The following is a 14,406-nucleotide window of genomic DNA, read 5'->3' as shown; positions in this document are numbered from 1 at the left end:
GACAGCCCAACATGCAGAAGTTGATGAAGCAGGCCCAGCAGATGCAGCAGAAGCTGGCGTCAGCACAGGCCGAGCTCGCCGAGGCAGAGGTCACCGGCACCGCCGGGGGCGGCCTGGTGACCGTGACCATGAGCGGGTCCGGTGACTTCAAAGCCATCTCTATTGATCCGAAGGCTGTTGACCCGGAAGACGTTGAGACGCTGGAAGATCTGGTGGCCGCGGCGGTCACCAACGCCGCTGAAGAGGTCCGCAAGCTCACCGAGAAGACGATGGGCCCACTGTCCGCCGGTCTCGGTGGCATGGGCTTGCCGTTCTAACGGGCGACTGCTGTGTACGAGGGGCCCATTCAGGATCTGATCGACGAGTTCGGGCGGCTGCCCGGCATCGGGCCGAAAAGCGCTCAGCGCCTTGCCTTTCATGTGCTGGCGGCTGACGCGACCGACGTCAAACGGCTCGCGCTGGCATTGACGCGCGCTAAAGAAGAGGTTCGCTTCTGCACCTCGTGCTTCAACGTGGCTGAGGCTGAGTTGTGCCGGATCTGCCGTGATCCCCGGCGCCGTGACGATGCGCTGTGCGTCGTTGAGGAGCCCAAGGATGTGGTGGCGATCGAGCGTACCGGCGAGTTCCGGGGCCGCTATCACGTGCTGGGCGGGGCGATCAATCCGCTCGAAGGCATTGGCCCCGATCAGCTCAAGGTCCGGGAACTGATGTCGCGCTTGAGTTCTGGCAGCATCAACGAGCTGATTTTGGCGACCGACCCGAACACCGAGGGCGAGGCCACGGCTACGTACCTCGCCCTGATGGTGAAACCGATGGGAATCACGGTCACCCGTCTTGCTAGCGGTTTGCCGGTCGGCGGCGACCTTGAATACGCCGACGAAATTACTCTCGGACGGGCATTTGAGGGGCGCCGGAAGCTGTAGGCAGACCCGGGCCGAAATCCTCCACTTTGGACGGCACGTCAACGTGAACTGGCTCGCCGTAGCCGGACAGTTCATAGGTAACGTCTGAAGTGGTCGGACCGTCGTTTGAGGAGCCAGCGGAGTGCAGCGTTATCTTGGCGATGCGCCCGTCTCCGTCGAGGGTGATGTCGCCGCTCATGCTGCCACGAACGTAGTGGAAGCTGCCGTCAGGGTTCTGCGTGACCGTGGCGCCATTGTCTTGCAGGCTCTTGACGAAGGCGACCGGGTCGCCTGACCGCAAACCGCCCTTCGCAAGCAGAACGAGCATCGTCGATAGATAGGCTCGGTTGCCCGGATGCTTGATCCACACGCCGTTGGCAGCCACACCGCATTGGTAAAGCGTGCCGTTGATGACCCGGCTTTCGTCCTCGGGGCGCGCCGTATTCTTCAAGTATCCGGTCGCGGAAGCCGGATCGAAGGCGCCTTCGGCACCCAAGGTCCACGACTGTGAGCCGACTTTCAGTTCCTCGGTGATCTTCAGCTGATAGCTCGTCCCCGAGCTGGCCGTCGCCGCGGCGGTCAGCGCCATGGCGGGAGTGGGTGCCCTGACTCCCACGGCGATGAAGATCGCTAGTGCGGCAAGGCCGACGAAGCCAGTGGCCAGTCCCGACCGCAGCATGACGGTGCGCCGGCCGTGCCGTTTACGGGCCGCGGCCAAGACGTGAGCCGACAACGGACCAGCGCCATTAGCCTGATCACTTAGCCCAGCGGACAGTTCTTGTTCGAGTTGAGTGTTCATCGCGAGTGCTCCGTTCAAACCTGGGCGGGCTCGTTGTCCCAGGCCGCGGTTAGTTCGCGGAGCCGGGCGAGCCCTCGGGCGGCGGTGGATTTGACGGTTCCAATGGAGCATCCGAGCACTTCGGCGGCTTCGGCTTCACTGAGCTGCTCCCAGTACCGCAGGACGAGCACGGCACGTTGCCGGGGCGGCAACAGCCCCAAGGCTTGTACGAGTGCCTGTCGCAAGTGGACGGTCTCGGTGCCGTCGGGCTGACTCGGCGGCTCGACCGGCGCGAAAACGAGTGGCTTGCGGCGCCGCAGCCTCCACTGGTCTATGGCCAGGTGGTAGAGCGTGCGGCGTAAATAGCCTTCACGATTGCCTGGTTCGACCCGCCTCCAGCGGCGCATGAGCCGTTCGAGTGCGGTTTGGAGCAGATCCTCACCAGCGGCACGGGTGCCGGTCAGCAGTACAGCTGCCGCCAGCAGTCCGTCACCGCGTTCGGCGATGAGTTCGTCGAGCCCCTCAAAGCTGCGCACGGGTTCTCCTTCCGTCGCCCACCAAGGACGACAGGAGACCCGCGATGGTTGAGTGCGAAGGAGAAAAAATCTAGACGCGCACGAGCCGATCGGCGAATCCGACATAGGGCTCGGGCTCGCCCACGCGTGGCGTGAGCATCCGGGGCCGGAAGATGTGGCTGAACAGGGCGTCGAGGTGCCACACCTGTTTGGGGTGGCCGGCGTGGATCCAGAAGCGTTCGCGGATGCCGTCGATAGCGGTCGCGGCGAGCTCGATGGCTGCTAGCCGCGGGTCCGGGTGCCACGTGATGTTGGCCAGGTGCCGCAGTTCCGTGTTCAGGTGCAGGCGAAGCCGTTTGAACACGCGGCTTTCCTGGGTCACGACGAGCCTGCGGTAGGTGAGCAGAATAAGGAACTCCTGACCGAGCGGGCGGTCAGGGCGGTTGGCGCGGGTGACGAGAACTGTCGCGTCATCAGGCTCGACACAGCGCCGGAAGATCGGCATGTGGCGGCTGACGGTCGGCATGGGGAGGCCGGCTTCGTTAGTGGCGGGGAGGAACGTGCGTGAGAAGACGTCCATGCAAATGCAACGAAGCGATTGCATCCGGCGTTATGCGTTATTCACTCACGTGAGGAGGGGTTGACTAACAGCTACGAAGACAGCACCCTGCGCAAATCTTCGGCTGAGGCAGGGTGAAGGCCAGGCAACATGTCTTGCGGTGGATGCCGGCCGGGGTCAGATCGACTAGATCGCTGAGATCCAAAGCTTCCAAAACGGTCGTGATTTCGGTGTGCCCGAAGCCGCCACGCGAAAGCGAATAGGACACGCCTGAGGCGATCGACCCGGCGAGCGTGCGGCGCCCCAGCTTCACGGAGTCGCGAATCTTGTCCAGCAACGGATCCAAGTGCCGGTCAAGCAAGCTAACCCGAAGAGCTTTCAAAAGATCTTCTTCATTTGGTACGACATGAATCCCGCTGTTCCCAGAACTCGCCAGTGGATCGTCCGGCAAGACGGCGAGCGAGAGCGACGACAACCCGGCCTGCAGCAGGGGTGAGCCGGAGTTGATATGCACGAGCACGTTCTCGGCATCCATGAGGGGCACGCGCCGCGCGGCGGCCCAGCTCAGGACGGCGGGCATGCTGACCCAGTAGCTATAGGACTTCCAGGCGAGCGTGGCAGCCGCGTGCGCTGAGGCACCCCAGCGATGGCGGGCGGCGCTCAGCAAAGCTGGCAGTTTCGTTCCATCGATGAGTTCCGTTGCTTGAATCCAGTCAAGCCTGTCGCTCACGATAAGGGGACTTGCTAGGCCGTTCTGCGGGCCCATCGCACTGAGAGTGACCGTGAGGGGGCGGAGCGCAGCGGAGGTGTCGGAGGTGACAAGTGTGCTCACCGGACCATGCCACCTCGCCTTCACCATGGAGGACTTCCAGACGCGTTACTGTACCCGTCTTAGGCTAGCCTAACCAGACCCACCGTGAAGGAAACTACTGACTGTCACTCATCGGACCTGTCAAGGCATTCGTCAGGAAATCAGCATTACTCGGTAGTTGATCCGATTGACACGAAGAATGAACCCATGAGTGTCTCGCCGGTGGAGCGGGCAGCAGAAGCTTTTGCCAATGAGTTGGCGCGGTGGCGTGTAGACCGGGGAATGACAAAAAAGCAGCTGGCCGCCCGCATGGGTTTCGATCCCTCGTACATCAGCCACATCGAGGGGCGTCGACATCGACCGACGGAAGATTTCGCCCGGCGGGCCGAGGCTGTGCTCAGTGCCAGTGGCGCGATCTGGCGCCGCTTTCAGGAATATGACGAGGCCCGCCAGGTGCGCGGCCCGGTCACCTTGCTGACCCGTGAACCGGTGATCCCGACCCAATGGCTGCCTCCGGGCGCCGGTCTGGTCATCGAGCTGGAAGAAGCTCAGCTGACCTATCGCGACGGCTCTTACGAACTCGTCGTGCGGCGCGCGCTCTATAACGCGGGTGGCGAGCCGGTCACGCGCTACCTCATCCGGGTCGCGGTGGACCGCTTCCCCGGGCAGCCGCAGAGATCTAACGCACACCACCGCATCCATCCCTTGTTACTGGACCAGCTCGCGCTGCAAGCCGAGTGCGGGGCACCCGGCACGACCGAGCCGATGCAGTGGCGGGCCAAGGTGGACCGCGACGCGTTCAAAGAGATCTGGCTGCTGTTCGAAAACCACGACGGCCGGTTTCCGCTCTACCCTGGCGAACGCACGACAGTCGAGTACCGGTACCGAGTCAGCGAAGTCCAGTGGGGCACGTGGTTTGAGCGCGCGGTCCGGCTGCCGACCCGGCGGCTCGTGGTGCAGTTGCGGTTTCCCGTAGACCTTGGTCCCCAAGTCTGGGGCGTCGAGACCTCGATGGCGGCGGAGGAAGCTCCACTTAGGACACCCATCATCCGGGAACGCGATGGCGAGCTGGAGATCTTCACGTGGCGCACCGAGGACCCGACGCTGAACGCGCGGTTCCAATTGCAGTGGCGGTTCCGGACTAATGGTCGCTGAAGGCGTCGAAGCGAATACGCGTATGCGGTACCCGCATCTGGTTGAGCTTGCGAAGCGTGGAGCGCACCATGGCCGGGGAGCCGGACACGAAGAAGTCGTGGTCTTTCCAAGGTCCGTAGCGCTCGACGGCCTCGGCGAGCGTCCCCTCTTCCCCACCCCATCCCTGATCGTGGCTGCAAACCGGGACGAGCGAAACCCACGGGTACGCCGAAGCCAGCTGCCGCAAGCTCTCCAGGTCATAGAGGTCGTCTCGGTCCTTGGCCCCAAACAGCACATGCACCCAGCGCGTCCGGTTAAAGCTGGTCAGCTCGTCGAGCAGCGCCTTGATCGGAGCGAGACCGGTTCCCCCGGCGACGAAGACCATGTCGCGATTGGACCGCCGGTCGAGGGTCATCGATCCCATCGGGGCGGCCAGGCGCACCAGGTCTCCGGCCTTGACGCGGCGCACCAAAGCGCCCGAAAGCCAGCCCGCGCCAAGGGCCCGCACGTGAAAGTCCATCGTCCCGTTAGCACGCGGCGCGTTCGCGATGGAGTAGGTGCGCCACACCCGCGGGTGGTGCGCTGGTGACTCGACCGAGACGTATTGACCAGCGCGATAGTCGAGTTGCTGCAGCGGTTTGACAGTCATGACGGCGATGTCGCGGCTGCGCCTTTCGTGGTGGAGCACTTCGGCGTGCCACCAGGCGGGGTTGCAGTCGGCCTCGGCTCCGGCCAGCATCTTGCGGGCGATGACGTCATAGGCATCGCGCCAAGCTTGGTCGTATTCGTGCGACCACTCGGCTCCGGCGAAAGCGCGCAGTGACTCGATGAGCGCCGCCCCGACGACTTCATACTGCTGCGGCACGACGTTGAACTTGCGATGGTCCCGCCCGAGTGAGCGCAGATGCTCGTCGAAACGGTCTGGGTCATCGACGGCCTGGATCGCGGTAACGATGGCTCCCAGCAGGCGTGCGCGCTGGACGTCCATCGTGGCCGGGAACATGTCCCGGATCCCGGGCTGCTTGAGGAAGATCCGTGCGTAGAAGTATCCGGCTAACTTGTCCTGATGTTCTTCGACGAGTGTCCAGCTTTCCTTTAACAGCCGCTGAAGGTCGCTCACATTCAGGATTTTCTTCACGCAGCGCGTTCGGGAATCGCACAATCTGTGCGACCCTACCTACTCGTGACAGAAGTTAAGGTTCGCTTACGGTCCGAGATGTGGCTGGTCCTTGGCGTCTCCTTAGGACAGTCCGCGGTCTATGCGATGCTGCGCATGGCCGACTTGCTGACCCGGGCGAAACCGCTGAATGAGCAGGCATCGAATCTCAACGTTTCACTCACGCCGGACCGGCCGTGGCTGGACCTGGCCTACCAGCTAGCTGGCATCTTCTTTGGCCTGGTCCCCGCGCTGCTAGCGATCCACTTGCTGAGCCGGCACCCGGGCAACGCCAGGGGACTGCTCGGTTTGACGCCCCAGCGCTGGAAGTTCGACCTTGGCAGCGGCACGCTGCTGGCTCTCGTGATCGGACTGCCCGGCCTCGGCCTCTATATCGGGGCTCGTGAGCTCGGCTTCAACACGACCGTCCAGGCGGCCAACCTCATCGATGTCTGGTGGACGGTCCCGGTGCTCATCTTGGCCGCCGCTCAAAACGCCATCCTGGAAGAGGTTGTGGCGATCGGCTATCTCTTCGAGCGGCTGAAAGACCGGTGGGGCAGCTGGACGATCATCATCGCCAGTGCGGTTTTTCGTGGCTCGTATCACCTCTACCAAGGCTTCGGCGCTTTTGTGGGCAACGCCATCATGGGTGTGATCTTCGGCTGGGTCTATCAGCGCTGGGGTCGCCTCGGCCCATTGATCGTCGCGCACACGTTGCTCGACATCGTGGCCTTCGTTGGGTACTCCCTGCTGGCAAAGCATTTGCCCTGGATCTAAAGAAACCGGGATACCGTTTTGCTTCGGCTTACACCGGCACGGTATTCTCGTCCGGCGGTGGTCATGTGCCATCGAGGAGGCTTCGCCTAGTCCGGTCTATGGCGCCGCACTGCTAATGCGGTTTGGGTTTAACGCCCATCCGGGGTTCAAATCCCCGAGCCTCCGCGCAAAACCAGGTTGTGTATGCTGGTCGAGCACGAGCGCCCGTAGCTCAATGGATAGAGCATCTGACTACGGATCAGAAGGTTAGGGGTTCGAGTCCCTTCGGGCGCGCAATACAGTAAGGCCCCGCCAAATTTGGCGGGGCCTTTACAGGTCTTTAGGAGGTAGCGGCTTAGTTCTTCGCCTTTGGGTCCTTGACGAAGACGCCGTCGCCCTGACGGCCTTCAACCAGCTGTTCAGCCTTGAGGACCAGCATGGCACCACGCACGGAGCCATAGCTGACCTTGAACTGGTCGCGAAGCTGGCTGATCGAGGGCAATTTGTCACCGGGTTTTAGTTCCCCGGATTTGATCTGATCGCGGATGGCGTTTGCCAACCGTTCGTACTTAGCAGTCATTCGGTCATCTCCCATGGCTCGCCCCAGTAGTAGATCACCGCCACCCGTTCGAATCAACTCCCAGGTTCTCCCACTAGACATAGTCAACTAACTCAACTAGTGTAGCTCTCGGTCCTGCGGCATCTCCTGGCTCGCACCCCGAGAGCATGGCGTAGGACCGCATGGGTGGGCCGGTTGCCGCAATCGGTGCGTAGCCGGTTTGCCGGGCGTGGTGGCTCTTTAGGGAGAGCCACCACGCCCTCCTTCGTTACCAAACCGTTACTGCCGGGTTAACCAACACTCATCGTGACGATCATTGCTAGCGAAGCGCTCAAAAGTGGGCAACATTCGCGCATTCCATAACGGACAGTGAAATTTGGTGCCCGGCGCATCAACGTCCTGTTACCGGTCGGTAGCTTCGCCTCTTGTGGTCTGCGTCATAAGCCGGAAACATCTTGCCCACTCAAACCCCATCGCGAGGAGGACTCTGTGAAGGACTCGCACGGCCATCTGGTACTGGGGCGTACCAAGTGGCGGCGGTTCGCCGCCGTGGTGGTGCCGGCCACCATCGCCATGACCGCTCTTATGGGCGGGATCGCAAGTGGCGCGACCCCGGTCGCGCTTAATGTCTCGGGCTCGACGGCGATGCTTTCCGCCGACCAGCTCCAGGCGTGGAATTTCAAGCAGTTCCCGGGAACGGTGAAAAAGCCTGATGGCACCGTTATTCCGGTCGCTGCGACCACCGCTGAACGCGCCGAGATCACCAACCTTTGCCAGTCGGTCAAGGTCGGCCCGATCACGCTGTTCATCCGGGGCGGGCGGGAGCCCGGCAAGCCGGTCAAGGCCGAAGACCTCGTCATGGGTATGGACTACATGTCGGGCGACGCGGTCTTTGAAAAGATCCACATTGGAACGGACGCCCACCACCTCAACTCGCAGCTCGGTGAGGTCGGAGGGTTCGGCCAGAACGCTGACAAGGCGACGGTCAACGGGGTGAACCAGCGCTTCTACAGCACCTACGCTGGCAAGTTCTACCTCACTGGCATGAGCTTGAACCTCAAGTTCGACGGCTCGGAATGCTTCACCACCATCAAGAACTGAACCCGCTCGCGATCCGGGTGTGGGTGCCACACCCGGAACCGCAAAGCTATTGGAGGCACTCGTGACCGTGTGGCAGCGGTTCCGCCTTTGGCGGCAGAGCCGGCCTTTCTGGGGTGGGCTCTTTGCTGTGCTGTCCGGGCTCGAGTTCATCCTCAGCATGAACCTCGAGCTTGAGGGTGGCACGATTTCCCTTGGCCAAGAAGGCTTTCCACAGTACCTGCTCGCCTTCTTGATGATCGTTTGTGGTGCGCTCGCGTGGTACTTGCCCACGCACCGGCACCTCTACGGTCTCATCGCGACCTTCGCCGCGGTCTATTCCCTGCTCGGCCTCAACCTCGGCGGCTACTTCGTCGGCATGCTCCTCGGAGTCGCCGGTGGTGGCCTCATCTTCGCGTGGAATCCCGTGTCAGACGCCGAAATCGAAGCGGCGCAGGACGGCGAAGACGAAGCCAGCGAGACCGAAGAAGAGGTGGGCGACCCGGACCCAAAAGCACCTTCGCTGCGTAACGGCGTCCCTTCGCCCCGGCAGGCGGCAGACGACGACAACCTTCCAAAGGGGTTGCCACCCTCCCCGCGGCACGCAGCGTTGCTAGTCCTTGTGGTGGCTCTAGTAGTAAGTCTGCTGACCGCGACGAGCGGGCCGGGCACGGCAAGCGCCGCTATGGCGCCGTGTCTTAGCCCGACTCCCTCGCCGAGCAGCACGGGCCCGGGCGGCATCATCGGGGACATCATCGACTGGTTCGAAGATCTCTTCGGCAAGAAGAAGCCAACGCCCACACCGACTCCCACCGTGACGCTGAGCCCATGCCCGTCTCCTAGTAAGACGGTCAAGCCATCTGGCACAGCGGTGCCAACGGCATCGGGGACGGCTACACCCCCCTCTGGGACTCCGCTGCCGACGGGCAGTTCAGGGTCAGGTCCGGTGAAGGTCATCAAGGCAGCTCCAGGTCAGCCGCCGGTAGGCAAGAAACCGTCGCGGATGACCGGCACCCGGGTACAGATGATCAATCTAGTTTTCGTTGGCGTGGTCGACCTGCCCACCGCCGACGGGACCATCCGGGTGCTGAAGTTCTCGATGTCACAGTCGGACACCGACAACTTCAAGCTGCACGTCTATGGCAACGCGGGCAAGGACACTGACTTGTTGAGCAGCAAGCTCACAGTCAAGGGCGACACGGTCTACTTCTACACCAACCGGTTCCGTGCCAACCTGTTTGGCCTCATCCCGGTGGACTACACGCCGGAGAGCTTGCCTCCGCCCATTCCGCTGCCGTGGGTGTTCTTCACGAACCCTGACGTCCAGTTGGTCTGGGTGGACTCGCCGGTGCTCCTAGCGCCCAACCTGCGGATCAAGCAGGTCGCGTCCTGACAATTGGCTCCCCGGTTTCCCGGGGAGCCAATTGCTTAAGCGATAGCGGTGTCGAGCGCGATCTCGACCATCTGGGAGAAGGTCTGCTCCCGCTCTTGCGCGGTCGTCGCCTCACCACGCTTGATGTGGTCGCTGACGGTCAGGATGGTGAGCGCGCGAGCGCCATAACGGGCGGCGATGGTGTAGAGCGCGGCCGACTCCATCTCTACGGCGAGAACGCCGTAGTCAGCCAGCGCGTCATAGAGATCCGGACGGTCTGTGTAGAAGGCGTCAGCGGCGAGGACCGGGCCGACCCGCATCTCGATGCCACGAGCTTCGGCCGTCTCGACCGCCTTACGCAGCAAGCCAAAGTCACACACCGGCGCGTAGTCGACCAGTCCGTCGAAACGCATGCGGTTCATATTGGAGTCCGTGCTCGACCCGATCGCGGCGACGACATCGCGCAGGTTCAGCGAGTCTGCGAGCGCTCCGCACGATCCCACCCGGATCAGCGTCTTGACGCCATATTCGTTGATGAGTTCGTGCGCATAGATCGAGGCGGATGGCATTCCCATGCCTGACCCTTGCACCGAGACACGCACACCCTTATATGTTCCGGTGAACCCGAACATATTGCGGACCGTCGAATAGCACTCGGCACCTTCAAGGAAGTTGTCCGCTATCCACTTTGCCCGGAGCGGGTCGCCCGGCATCAGCACCCGCTCCGCAATGTCTCCCGGCTTACCGCCGATGTGCGTGCTCATGTGCTCGATCATTCCACAGAAAGAATGACCTTTCCCCGGGCATGCTCTTTCTCCAGCATCCGGATGGCGTCAGCGGCCGCACTCAGCGGGTACTCCCGGTCGATCACCGGTATGACGGCTCCATCAGCGATGTGCCGCAGCAGTTCATCGAGATCCCTGATGTCGCGCTTGGCCACGAGCACGCGCAGCTTCTGCCGGGAGAACATCGAGATCAGCGAGATGCTGAGAAACTTGCCGACCGGTCCGAGGACGGGACCGCCGTTGCCGAAGGACGCGATGTAAATCCCCTGCGGCGCAAGCACCCTGCGCATCGCGGCGAGCGGGTGATTGCCGACCAGGTCCACGATCACGTCATAGATCTTCGTGCCCTGGGTGAAGTCGGCCTTCGTGTAATCAATCACATGGTCGGCCTTCACCAGATCGACATTGCGCGTACTGCACACCGCCGTCACCTCAGCGCCCGCGAGCCTGGCCAGCTGCACCAGGAACGTGCCTACCCCGCCGCTAGAGCCATTCACGAGCACTTTCTGTCCTTTTTGGACCCCAGCCAGTCGCACCGCCCGCAGTGCCGTCACTCCAGCCACAGGGGTGGTCGCTGCTTGTTTTGCTGGTACGCCGTGAGGGATCGATGACAGGTAGCTTTCCTTGGCTGACACCAGCTCGGCGAACCCGCGCTGCTCCACCTCACCCGCGACCCGGTCACCCGGCCTGAACCGGGTTACCTTGGCTCCCACGGCTTGCACCACACCGGCGATATCGCGGCCGAGCACCGTCGCCTTAGGACGCGTCAGGCCGAAGGCCAGGCGCATCAGCCGCGGCTCACCGCGCATGGCAGCCCGGTCGGCGAAGTTGATCGACGTCGCCTCTAGCCGCACCAGCACCTCATCGTCCTTGGGGACAGGAGCGTCTATCTCTGCATACCGCAAGACTTCTGGCGGGCCATATGTTTCGTAGACGATGGCTTTCATCTGCGTACCCTCTTAAATGCTTCGATGACCGAACTAAGGATTGTGCCGATCGCTGTCAGGATGAGCACGATGTTGATCACACGGACCGTTCCGCCGGATAGTCCAGCCGCCGCAACGAACGCCGGGTTGAGCACGTGGTCGGTGACCGTGAGCCAGATGAGCAGCAAGGGCGCGGCCAGATCGACGAGTGTCGCGACGATGGTCAGCGGGACCGTCCACTTGAGGTAGTAGCGCGCGAACGCGACCAAAAGGCCTGTGCTGGCAACGGCGACGAAGACATAGACCATGCCTGTTTCCCACAACCACGGTGAGAGCACCCCGATGGGCTGGCCGTTGGCGTCCGTCTCCCAGCTGAGCCGCGGCGACAGGAGAATCAGCGACGCCGTCAAGACGGTCACCACCGTGAGCGCGACCAGCTCGGCGAATTTCGCCTTACGGCTCGGCGGTTCCGGCAGATCCGAGAGCTGCCAAGGCTTCGATAGCTCCCTTTGCAGATCGGGCAGGCGTTCGATCGCGGCGAAGGCGAGCGTGGTCCAGAACACGACGTGTAGCGCGGTCGTGAACGCGGCTCCCAGCGTGCCCGTGATGATCTGCCCCACGGGTGCGGCATCGAGCGCACGGATGAGTCCCGTGATCGCGGCCACCGCCGGAACAATCGTTGCCAGCAAAGCACTCAGGACTCTCGTGTAGTCCAGATAGAACCGTGGGCCGATCAGCTGAAGTGGACGGTCGGCGTAGCCAGCCGCCAGCTTCGCCGGGTCGCCCAGCTCCGTGAGCACCTCAGTTTCGCTCTGATCTTCCATGGCGTCGGCGATCGAGGCGCGCAACTCCCGCTCGATCTCGGCGCGCTGCTTGTTAGGCAGGCGCCGCAAAACCGCGTCTATATAACGATCCGTCAGGCTCATTGCTCCCCCTTCAGGGTGCGGAATGCTGCATCAAGCTGATCCCAGTCACGGGTGAGCGCGGCGGCGAGCTCCAGCCCTTGCTCACTCGTGCGGTAGAACTTGCGTGGCCGCGCTTCCTCGGTGTTCCAGTCGCTGCTCAGCAGCCCTTGCTTCTCCAGCCGGCGCAGCAGTGGATAGAGCGTGTTGGCATCGACGCCAAAGCCACGTTTTTCGAGGAGGTCGAGCAGCGCGTAGCCGTAGTTTTGCTCTCGCAGGACGAGCAGGCACGCGAGCACGACTGTCCCCCGCCTCAGTTCCTGCAGGTGTGCCGCTACAAGCTCATCTTCTAGCATGTCTCACACGATACTGTGTTTCACACACTATAGCAACATGCACATCATTGTGATGCGGCGCGAGTCGTTGGATTTAGTGGCCGAGGCGCTGAGCTTGTCCCTCGTGGATGTCGCTGACCCATTCCCAGCCGGGCTTAGCCGACGGGCCGAGGCGCGTGTCATCGGGATCACGGCCCTCACGCAAGGCGAGGAGGTAGGCCCGATCCAGCTCGATCCGTGCGCGTGCCTGACCGGACCCGCCGACTGACCCGTGGCCCGGGACGACGACATCGACATCGTCTGCCACGGCCTCCAACAGGCGCAGCGCGGCGAGGTAATCCTCGATGGGGTCGGCGCTGTCCATGTCGAGCATCGGGACCAAGACATCGGAGAGCATGTCGCCCGCGACGAGGACCCGGCGCTCTTCGATGAAGAGCGCCGCGTGCCCCGGCGCATGCCCCTGATGCTCGATGATGCGGACTTGAGGACCATCCCAGGGAACCTGCGTCGTGCCGGCGGGCAGGGCGGTGACCAGAGCGCAGTGGTCCAGCGAAACCCGCCCGGCGACTTCCGTCTCAGCCAGGTGGTCGATGACCTCAGCCTTCGCGTTCGGGTTGGACAGCTGCTCGGCGACCGCCGCCGCGCAGCGGGCCGTGCTGTAACGCGGGGGCGCACCAAACTGAGCGTGCCAGAGCAGGTGATCCCAATCCGGATGCGTCGAGAAGCCTGCCACCACGGTCTGGTCCAAACCGGACAGATCGTTCGCGAGGCAGGCCAGTTCATCGTCCTGAATCCCCGGATCGATAAGCAGCACGCCCGCTCGGCCCTGCACGACAATGCCGTTGCTCAGGATGAACTCGCTCTCGTGGACCAGCACACCATCCGCGACCTGCCTCAGCACAGCCATCTCCTCGTCTCGATAGGGCTGAGCTTCATTATTGAGACCAGGAACGACAAAAGGCGCCCGATAGAGATCGGTCGCCTTTGGTCTTGCTGCTAACTGGCGGTGGCGGCGGGATTTGAACCCGCGGAGGGCTTGCACCCTCACACGCTTTCGAGGCGTGCTCCTTAGGCCACTCGGACACGCCACCGCCGCAGAGCTTACACGAGCGGTTAGGAGACCCCGAAACCCGTATTGACCGCAGACGTGGGGTCACCCGCTTCAGTGACGTGCACAACACCTAAGCACGTAAGCGCCCCCGTGCACCCGGTAGAGCCCGCTTATCCTTGCTGCCTTCCGGCCCTGGGGAGGTTCACAGGTTGCCGCCGCACGGGGGCAAGAGCAACTGTACCTGGTTGTGTGAACCCGTGGGCAAGCCGCTATCCTTCTCGACGGAGGATTCGCCTAGAGGCCTAGGGCGCACGCTTGGAAAGCGTGTTGGGATAAAACCCTCACGAGTTCGAATCTCGTATCCTCCGCCACGTAAGCAGGAAAAACGGGAGCCACCCGCCAGGGAAGGCTCCCGTTTCGCGTTCATGGAATCAGCCCTTTTGCCGTCACAGCGACGCCTAGCATGGCGATTGAGCGGCAGGGAGGCAATGTGATGACCACGCCAGCCAGTGATGACGCGAAGGCCAAGCAGGAAGAACGCGCTGAGGACCAGCAGGCCCAGGCCGATGCCTGGGAGACGGAGCTGGCCGAGTTCGATCCCGAGACGCCACTTGACGACGATCCCGGTGCCTAGGGCTATCTCGTGAATATCAGCGTCAGCTATCACTCCTCCAGAGACAATTCATTATGTCCATTTCGCGGAAGCTTGTGACGGTTACCTGCACGCTGAGCCTCCTGGCGGCGTGCTCAAGCGCTCCGGCGGCCATGCAGCCTGTGGATCCACAGCA

The 14,406-nt window shown here is 62.7% G+C and carries 17 protein-coding genes, 4 tRNA genes, 1 other RNA gene and 1 pseudogene; 10 read left to right on the top strand and 13 right to left on the bottom strand.

The features are described 5' to 3' along the window. The first annotated feature begins 11 nt into the window (after positions 1–11). Together A3E1_RS0121725 and recR are read left to right on the top strand one after the other, a co-directional pair. Positions 12–317 (top strand): YbaB/EbfC family nucleoid-associated protein, encoded by a 306-nt coding sequence (locus tag A3E1_RS0121725; protein WP_040391467.1) that lies wholly within the window; start codon positions 12–14, stop codon positions 315–317. A 12-nt stretch (positions 318–329) separates the two neighbouring features. Next, positions 330–923 (top strand): recombination mediator RecR, encoded by a 594-nt coding sequence (gene recR / locus A3E1_RS0121720; protein WP_020522904.1) that lies wholly within the window; start codon positions 330–332, stop codon positions 921–923. On the opposite strand, the gene A3E1_RS0121715 is transcribed toward recR, so the two are convergent. The 4 genes from A3E1_RS0121715 to A3E1_RS0121700 all read right to left on the bottom strand — a co-directional run bounded on the left by A3E1_RS0121715 (position 883) and on the right by A3E1_RS0121700 (position 3,613). Further along, on the bottom strand, positions 883–1,701 hold the full coding sequence (locus A3E1_RS0121715) for a hypothetical protein (RefSeq protein ID WP_020522903.1): 819 nt from the start codon (positions 1,699–1,701) through the stop codon (positions 883–885). The genes recR and A3E1_RS0121715 overlap by 41 nt on opposite strands. A 14-nt stretch (positions 1,702–1,715) precedes the next feature. Next, positions 1,716–2,216 carry a SigE family RNA polymerase sigma factor gene (locus A3E1_RS0121710; RefSeq protein WP_020522902.1) on the bottom strand — a complete coding sequence of 167 codons (501 nt, stop codon included), beginning with the start codon at positions 2,214–2,216 and terminating at the stop codon, positions 1,716–1,718. Between the two features lie 70 nt (positions 2,217–2,286). Continuing rightward, positions 2,287–2,775, bottom strand: coding sequence for a hypothetical protein (locus A3E1_RS0121705; protein ID WP_020522901.1), 489 nt, complete (start codon positions 2,773–2,775; stop codon positions 2,287–2,289). 64 nt (positions 2,776–2,839) lie between these two features. Then, positions 2,840–3,613 carry a (2Fe-2S)-binding protein gene (locus tag A3E1_RS0121700; RefSeq protein WP_020522900.1) on the bottom strand — a complete coding sequence of 258 codons (774 nt, stop codon included), beginning with the start codon at positions 3,611–3,613 and terminating at the stop codon, positions 2,840–2,842. A gap of 159 nt (positions 3,614–3,772) precedes the next feature. On the opposite strand from A3E1_RS0121700, the pseudogene A3E1_RS0121695 reads away from it, so the two are divergent. Then, a pseudogene (locus A3E1_RS0121695) lies at positions 3,773–4,708 on the top strand (helix-turn-helix domain-containing protein); the annotation flags it as partial. Here the strand turns inward: A3E1_RS0121695 and A3E1_RS0121690 are convergent. Further along, a complete protein-coding gene (locus A3E1_RS0121690; protein WP_020522898.1) occupies positions 4,707–5,819 on the bottom strand; it encodes a globin domain-containing protein in 1,113 nt (370 codons plus the stop codon). The pseudogene A3E1_RS0121695 and the gene A3E1_RS0121690 overlap by 2 nt on opposite strands. A 96-nt stretch (positions 5,820–5,915) precedes the next feature. Between A3E1_RS0121690 and A3E1_RS0121685 the strand changes: the two genes are divergently transcribed. From A3E1_RS0121685 to A3E1_RS0121675, 3 genes are all read left to right on the top strand, one after another. Continuing rightward, positions 5,916–6,632 carry a CPBP family intramembrane glutamic endopeptidase gene (locus A3E1_RS0121685; protein ID WP_020522897.1) on the top strand — a complete coding sequence of 239 codons (717 nt, stop codon included), beginning with the start codon at positions 5,916–5,918 and terminating at the stop codon, positions 6,630–6,632. Positions 6,633–6,707: 75 nt separating this feature from the next. Beyond that, a tRNA-Ser gene (locus tag A3E1_RS0121680) sits at positions 6,708–6,797 on the top strand. 35 nt (positions 6,798–6,832) lie between these two features. After that, positions 6,833–6,905: transfer RNA gene (locus tag A3E1_RS0121675), tRNA-Arg, on the top strand. A gap of 61 nt (positions 6,906–6,966) precedes the next feature. Here A3E1_RS0121675 and A3E1_RS0121670 read toward each other — a convergent pair. After that, a complete protein-coding gene (locus tag A3E1_RS0121670; RefSeq protein WP_020522896.1) occupies positions 6,967–7,191 on the bottom strand; it encodes a winged helix-turn-helix domain-containing protein in 225 nt (74 codons plus the stop codon). 468 nt (positions 7,192–7,659) lie between these two features. Here A3E1_RS0121670 and A3E1_RS0121665 point away from each other — a divergent pair, with 468 nt between their 5' ends. Together A3E1_RS0121665 and A3E1_RS0121660 are read left to right on the top strand one after the other, a co-directional pair. Further along, positions 7,660–8,271, top strand: a complete 612-nt coding sequence (locus tag A3E1_RS0121665; protein ID WP_020522895.1) for a DUF6230 family protein — start codon at positions 7,660–7,662, stop codon at positions 8,269–8,271. A gap of 61 nt (positions 8,272–8,332) precedes the next feature. Beyond that, on the top strand, positions 8,333–9,640 hold the full coding sequence (locus A3E1_RS0121660; protein ID WP_020522894.1) for a DUF6114 domain-containing protein: 1,308 nt from the start codon (positions 8,333–8,335) through the stop codon (positions 9,638–9,640). A 35-nt stretch (positions 9,641–9,675) separates the two neighbouring features. Here A3E1_RS0121660 and deoD read toward each other — a convergent pair whose 3' ends face one another. From deoD to ffs, 7 genes are all read right to left on the bottom strand, one after another. Next, positions 9,676–10,383, bottom strand: a complete 708-nt coding sequence (gene deoD, locus A3E1_RS0121655) for a purine-nucleoside phosphorylase (protein WP_026208694.1) — start codon at positions 10,381–10,383, stop codon at positions 9,676–9,678. A gap of 8 nt (positions 10,384–10,391) precedes the next feature. Continuing rightward, positions 10,392–11,351, bottom strand: a complete 960-nt coding sequence (locus A3E1_RS0121650) for an NAD(P)-dependent alcohol dehydrogenase (RefSeq protein ID WP_020522892.1) — start codon at positions 11,349–11,351, stop codon at positions 10,392–10,394. Continuing rightward, positions 11,348–12,256 carry an HAAS signaling domain-containing protein gene (locus tag A3E1_RS0121645; protein WP_020522891.1) on the bottom strand — a complete coding sequence of 303 codons (909 nt, stop codon included), beginning with the start codon at positions 12,254–12,256 and terminating at the stop codon, positions 11,348–11,350. Before A3E1_RS0121645 ends, A3E1_RS0121650 begins: the two co-directional genes overlap by 4 nt. Next, on the bottom strand, positions 12,253–12,588 hold the full coding sequence (locus tag A3E1_RS0121640) for a PadR family transcriptional regulator (RefSeq protein ID WP_020522890.1): 336 nt from the start codon (positions 12,586–12,588) through the stop codon (positions 12,253–12,255). The genes A3E1_RS0121645 and A3E1_RS0121640 overlap by 4 nt, the downstream gene beginning before the upstream one ends. Positions 12,589–12,661: 73 nt before the next feature. After that, complete coding sequence (locus tag A3E1_RS0121635) at positions 12,662–13,474, bottom strand: MBL fold metallo-hydrolase (protein WP_020522889.1); 813 nt, start codon at positions 13,472–13,474, stop codon at positions 12,662–12,664. Between the two features lie 94 nt (positions 13,475–13,568). After that, positions 13,569–13,658: transfer RNA gene (locus A3E1_RS0121630), tRNA-Ser, on the bottom strand. 96 nt (positions 13,659–13,754) lie between these two features. Further along, positions 13,755–13,850, bottom strand: an RNA gene (gene ffs, locus A3E1_RS45700) — signal recognition particle sRNA small type. 51 nt (positions 13,851–13,901) lie between these two features. On the opposite strand from ffs, the gene A3E1_RS0121625 reads away from it, so the two are divergent. Both A3E1_RS0121625 and A3E1_RS47295 read left to right on the top strand, forming a co-directional pair. Then, positions 13,902–13,989, top strand: a tRNA-Ser gene (locus A3E1_RS0121625). A gap of 122 nt (positions 13,990–14,111) precedes the next feature. Beyond that, entirely contained in the window at positions 14,112–14,252 is a 141-nt protein-coding gene (locus A3E1_RS47295) for a hypothetical protein (RefSeq protein WP_157631656.1), read from the top strand. Positions 14,253–14,406 lie beyond the last annotated feature (154 nt).

Origin of the sequence: Catelliglobosispora koreensis DSM 44566 (genome assembly GCF_000379685.1) — a bacterium.
GTDB classification, from domain to species: domain Bacteria; phylum Actinomycetota; class Actinomycetes; order Mycobacteriales; family Micromonosporaceae; genus Catelliglobosispora; species Catelliglobosispora koreensis.
Note: the sequence above shows the minus strand (reverse complement) of the source record. Positions and strands in the feature narration are given on the sequence as shown.

Bases quoted from the DNA above. Each gene is read 5' to 3' on its own strand.
- A3E1_RS0121700 (WP_020522900.1), bottom strand. From the start codon at position 3,613: ATGGTGAAGGCGAGGTGGCATGGTCCGGTGAGCACACTTGTCACCTCC.
- A3E1_RS0121670 (WP_020522896.1), bottom strand. From the start codon at position 7,191: ATGACTGCTAAGTACGAACGGTTGGCAAACGCCATCCGCGATCAGATC.
- A3E1_RS0121645 (WP_020522891.1), bottom strand. From the start codon at position 12,256: ATGAGCCTGACGGATCGTTATATAGACGCGGTTTTGCGGCGCCTGCCT.
- A3E1_RS0121725 (WP_040391467.1), top strand. From the start codon at position 12: ATGCAGAAGTTGATGAAGCAGGCCCAGCAGATGCAGCAGAAGCTGGCG.
- A3E1_RS0121715 (WP_020522903.1), bottom strand. From the start codon at position 1,701: ATGAACACTCAACTCGAACAAGAACTGTCCGCTGGGCTAAGTGATCAG.
- A3E1_RS0121640 (WP_020522890.1), bottom strand. From the start codon at position 12,588: ATGCTAGAAGATGAGCTTGTAGCGGCACACCTGCAGGAACTGAGGCGG.
- A3E1_RS47295 (WP_157631656.1), top strand. From the start codon at position 14,112: ATGACCACGCCAGCCAGTGATGACGCGAAGGCCAAGCAGGAAGAACGC.
- A3E1_RS0121650 (WP_020522892.1), bottom strand. From the start codon at position 11,351: ATGAAAGCCATCGTCTACGAAACATATGGCCCGCCAGAAGTCTTGCGG.
- A3E1_RS0121685 (WP_020522897.1), top strand. From the start codon at position 5,916: ATGTGGCTGGTCCTTGGCGTCTCCTTAGGACAGTCCGCGGTCTATGCG.
- A3E1_RS0121705 (WP_020522901.1), bottom strand. From the start codon at position 2,775: ATGGACGTCTTCTCACGCACGTTCCTCCCCGCCACTAACGAAGCCGGC.
- A3E1_RS0121635 (WP_020522889.1), bottom strand. From the start codon at position 13,474: ATGGCTGTGCTGAGGCAGGTCGCGGATGGTGTGCTGGTCCACGAGAGC.
- deoD (WP_026208694.1), bottom strand. From the start codon at position 10,383: ATGAGCACGCACATCGGCGGTAAGCCGGGAGACATTGCGGAGCGGGTG.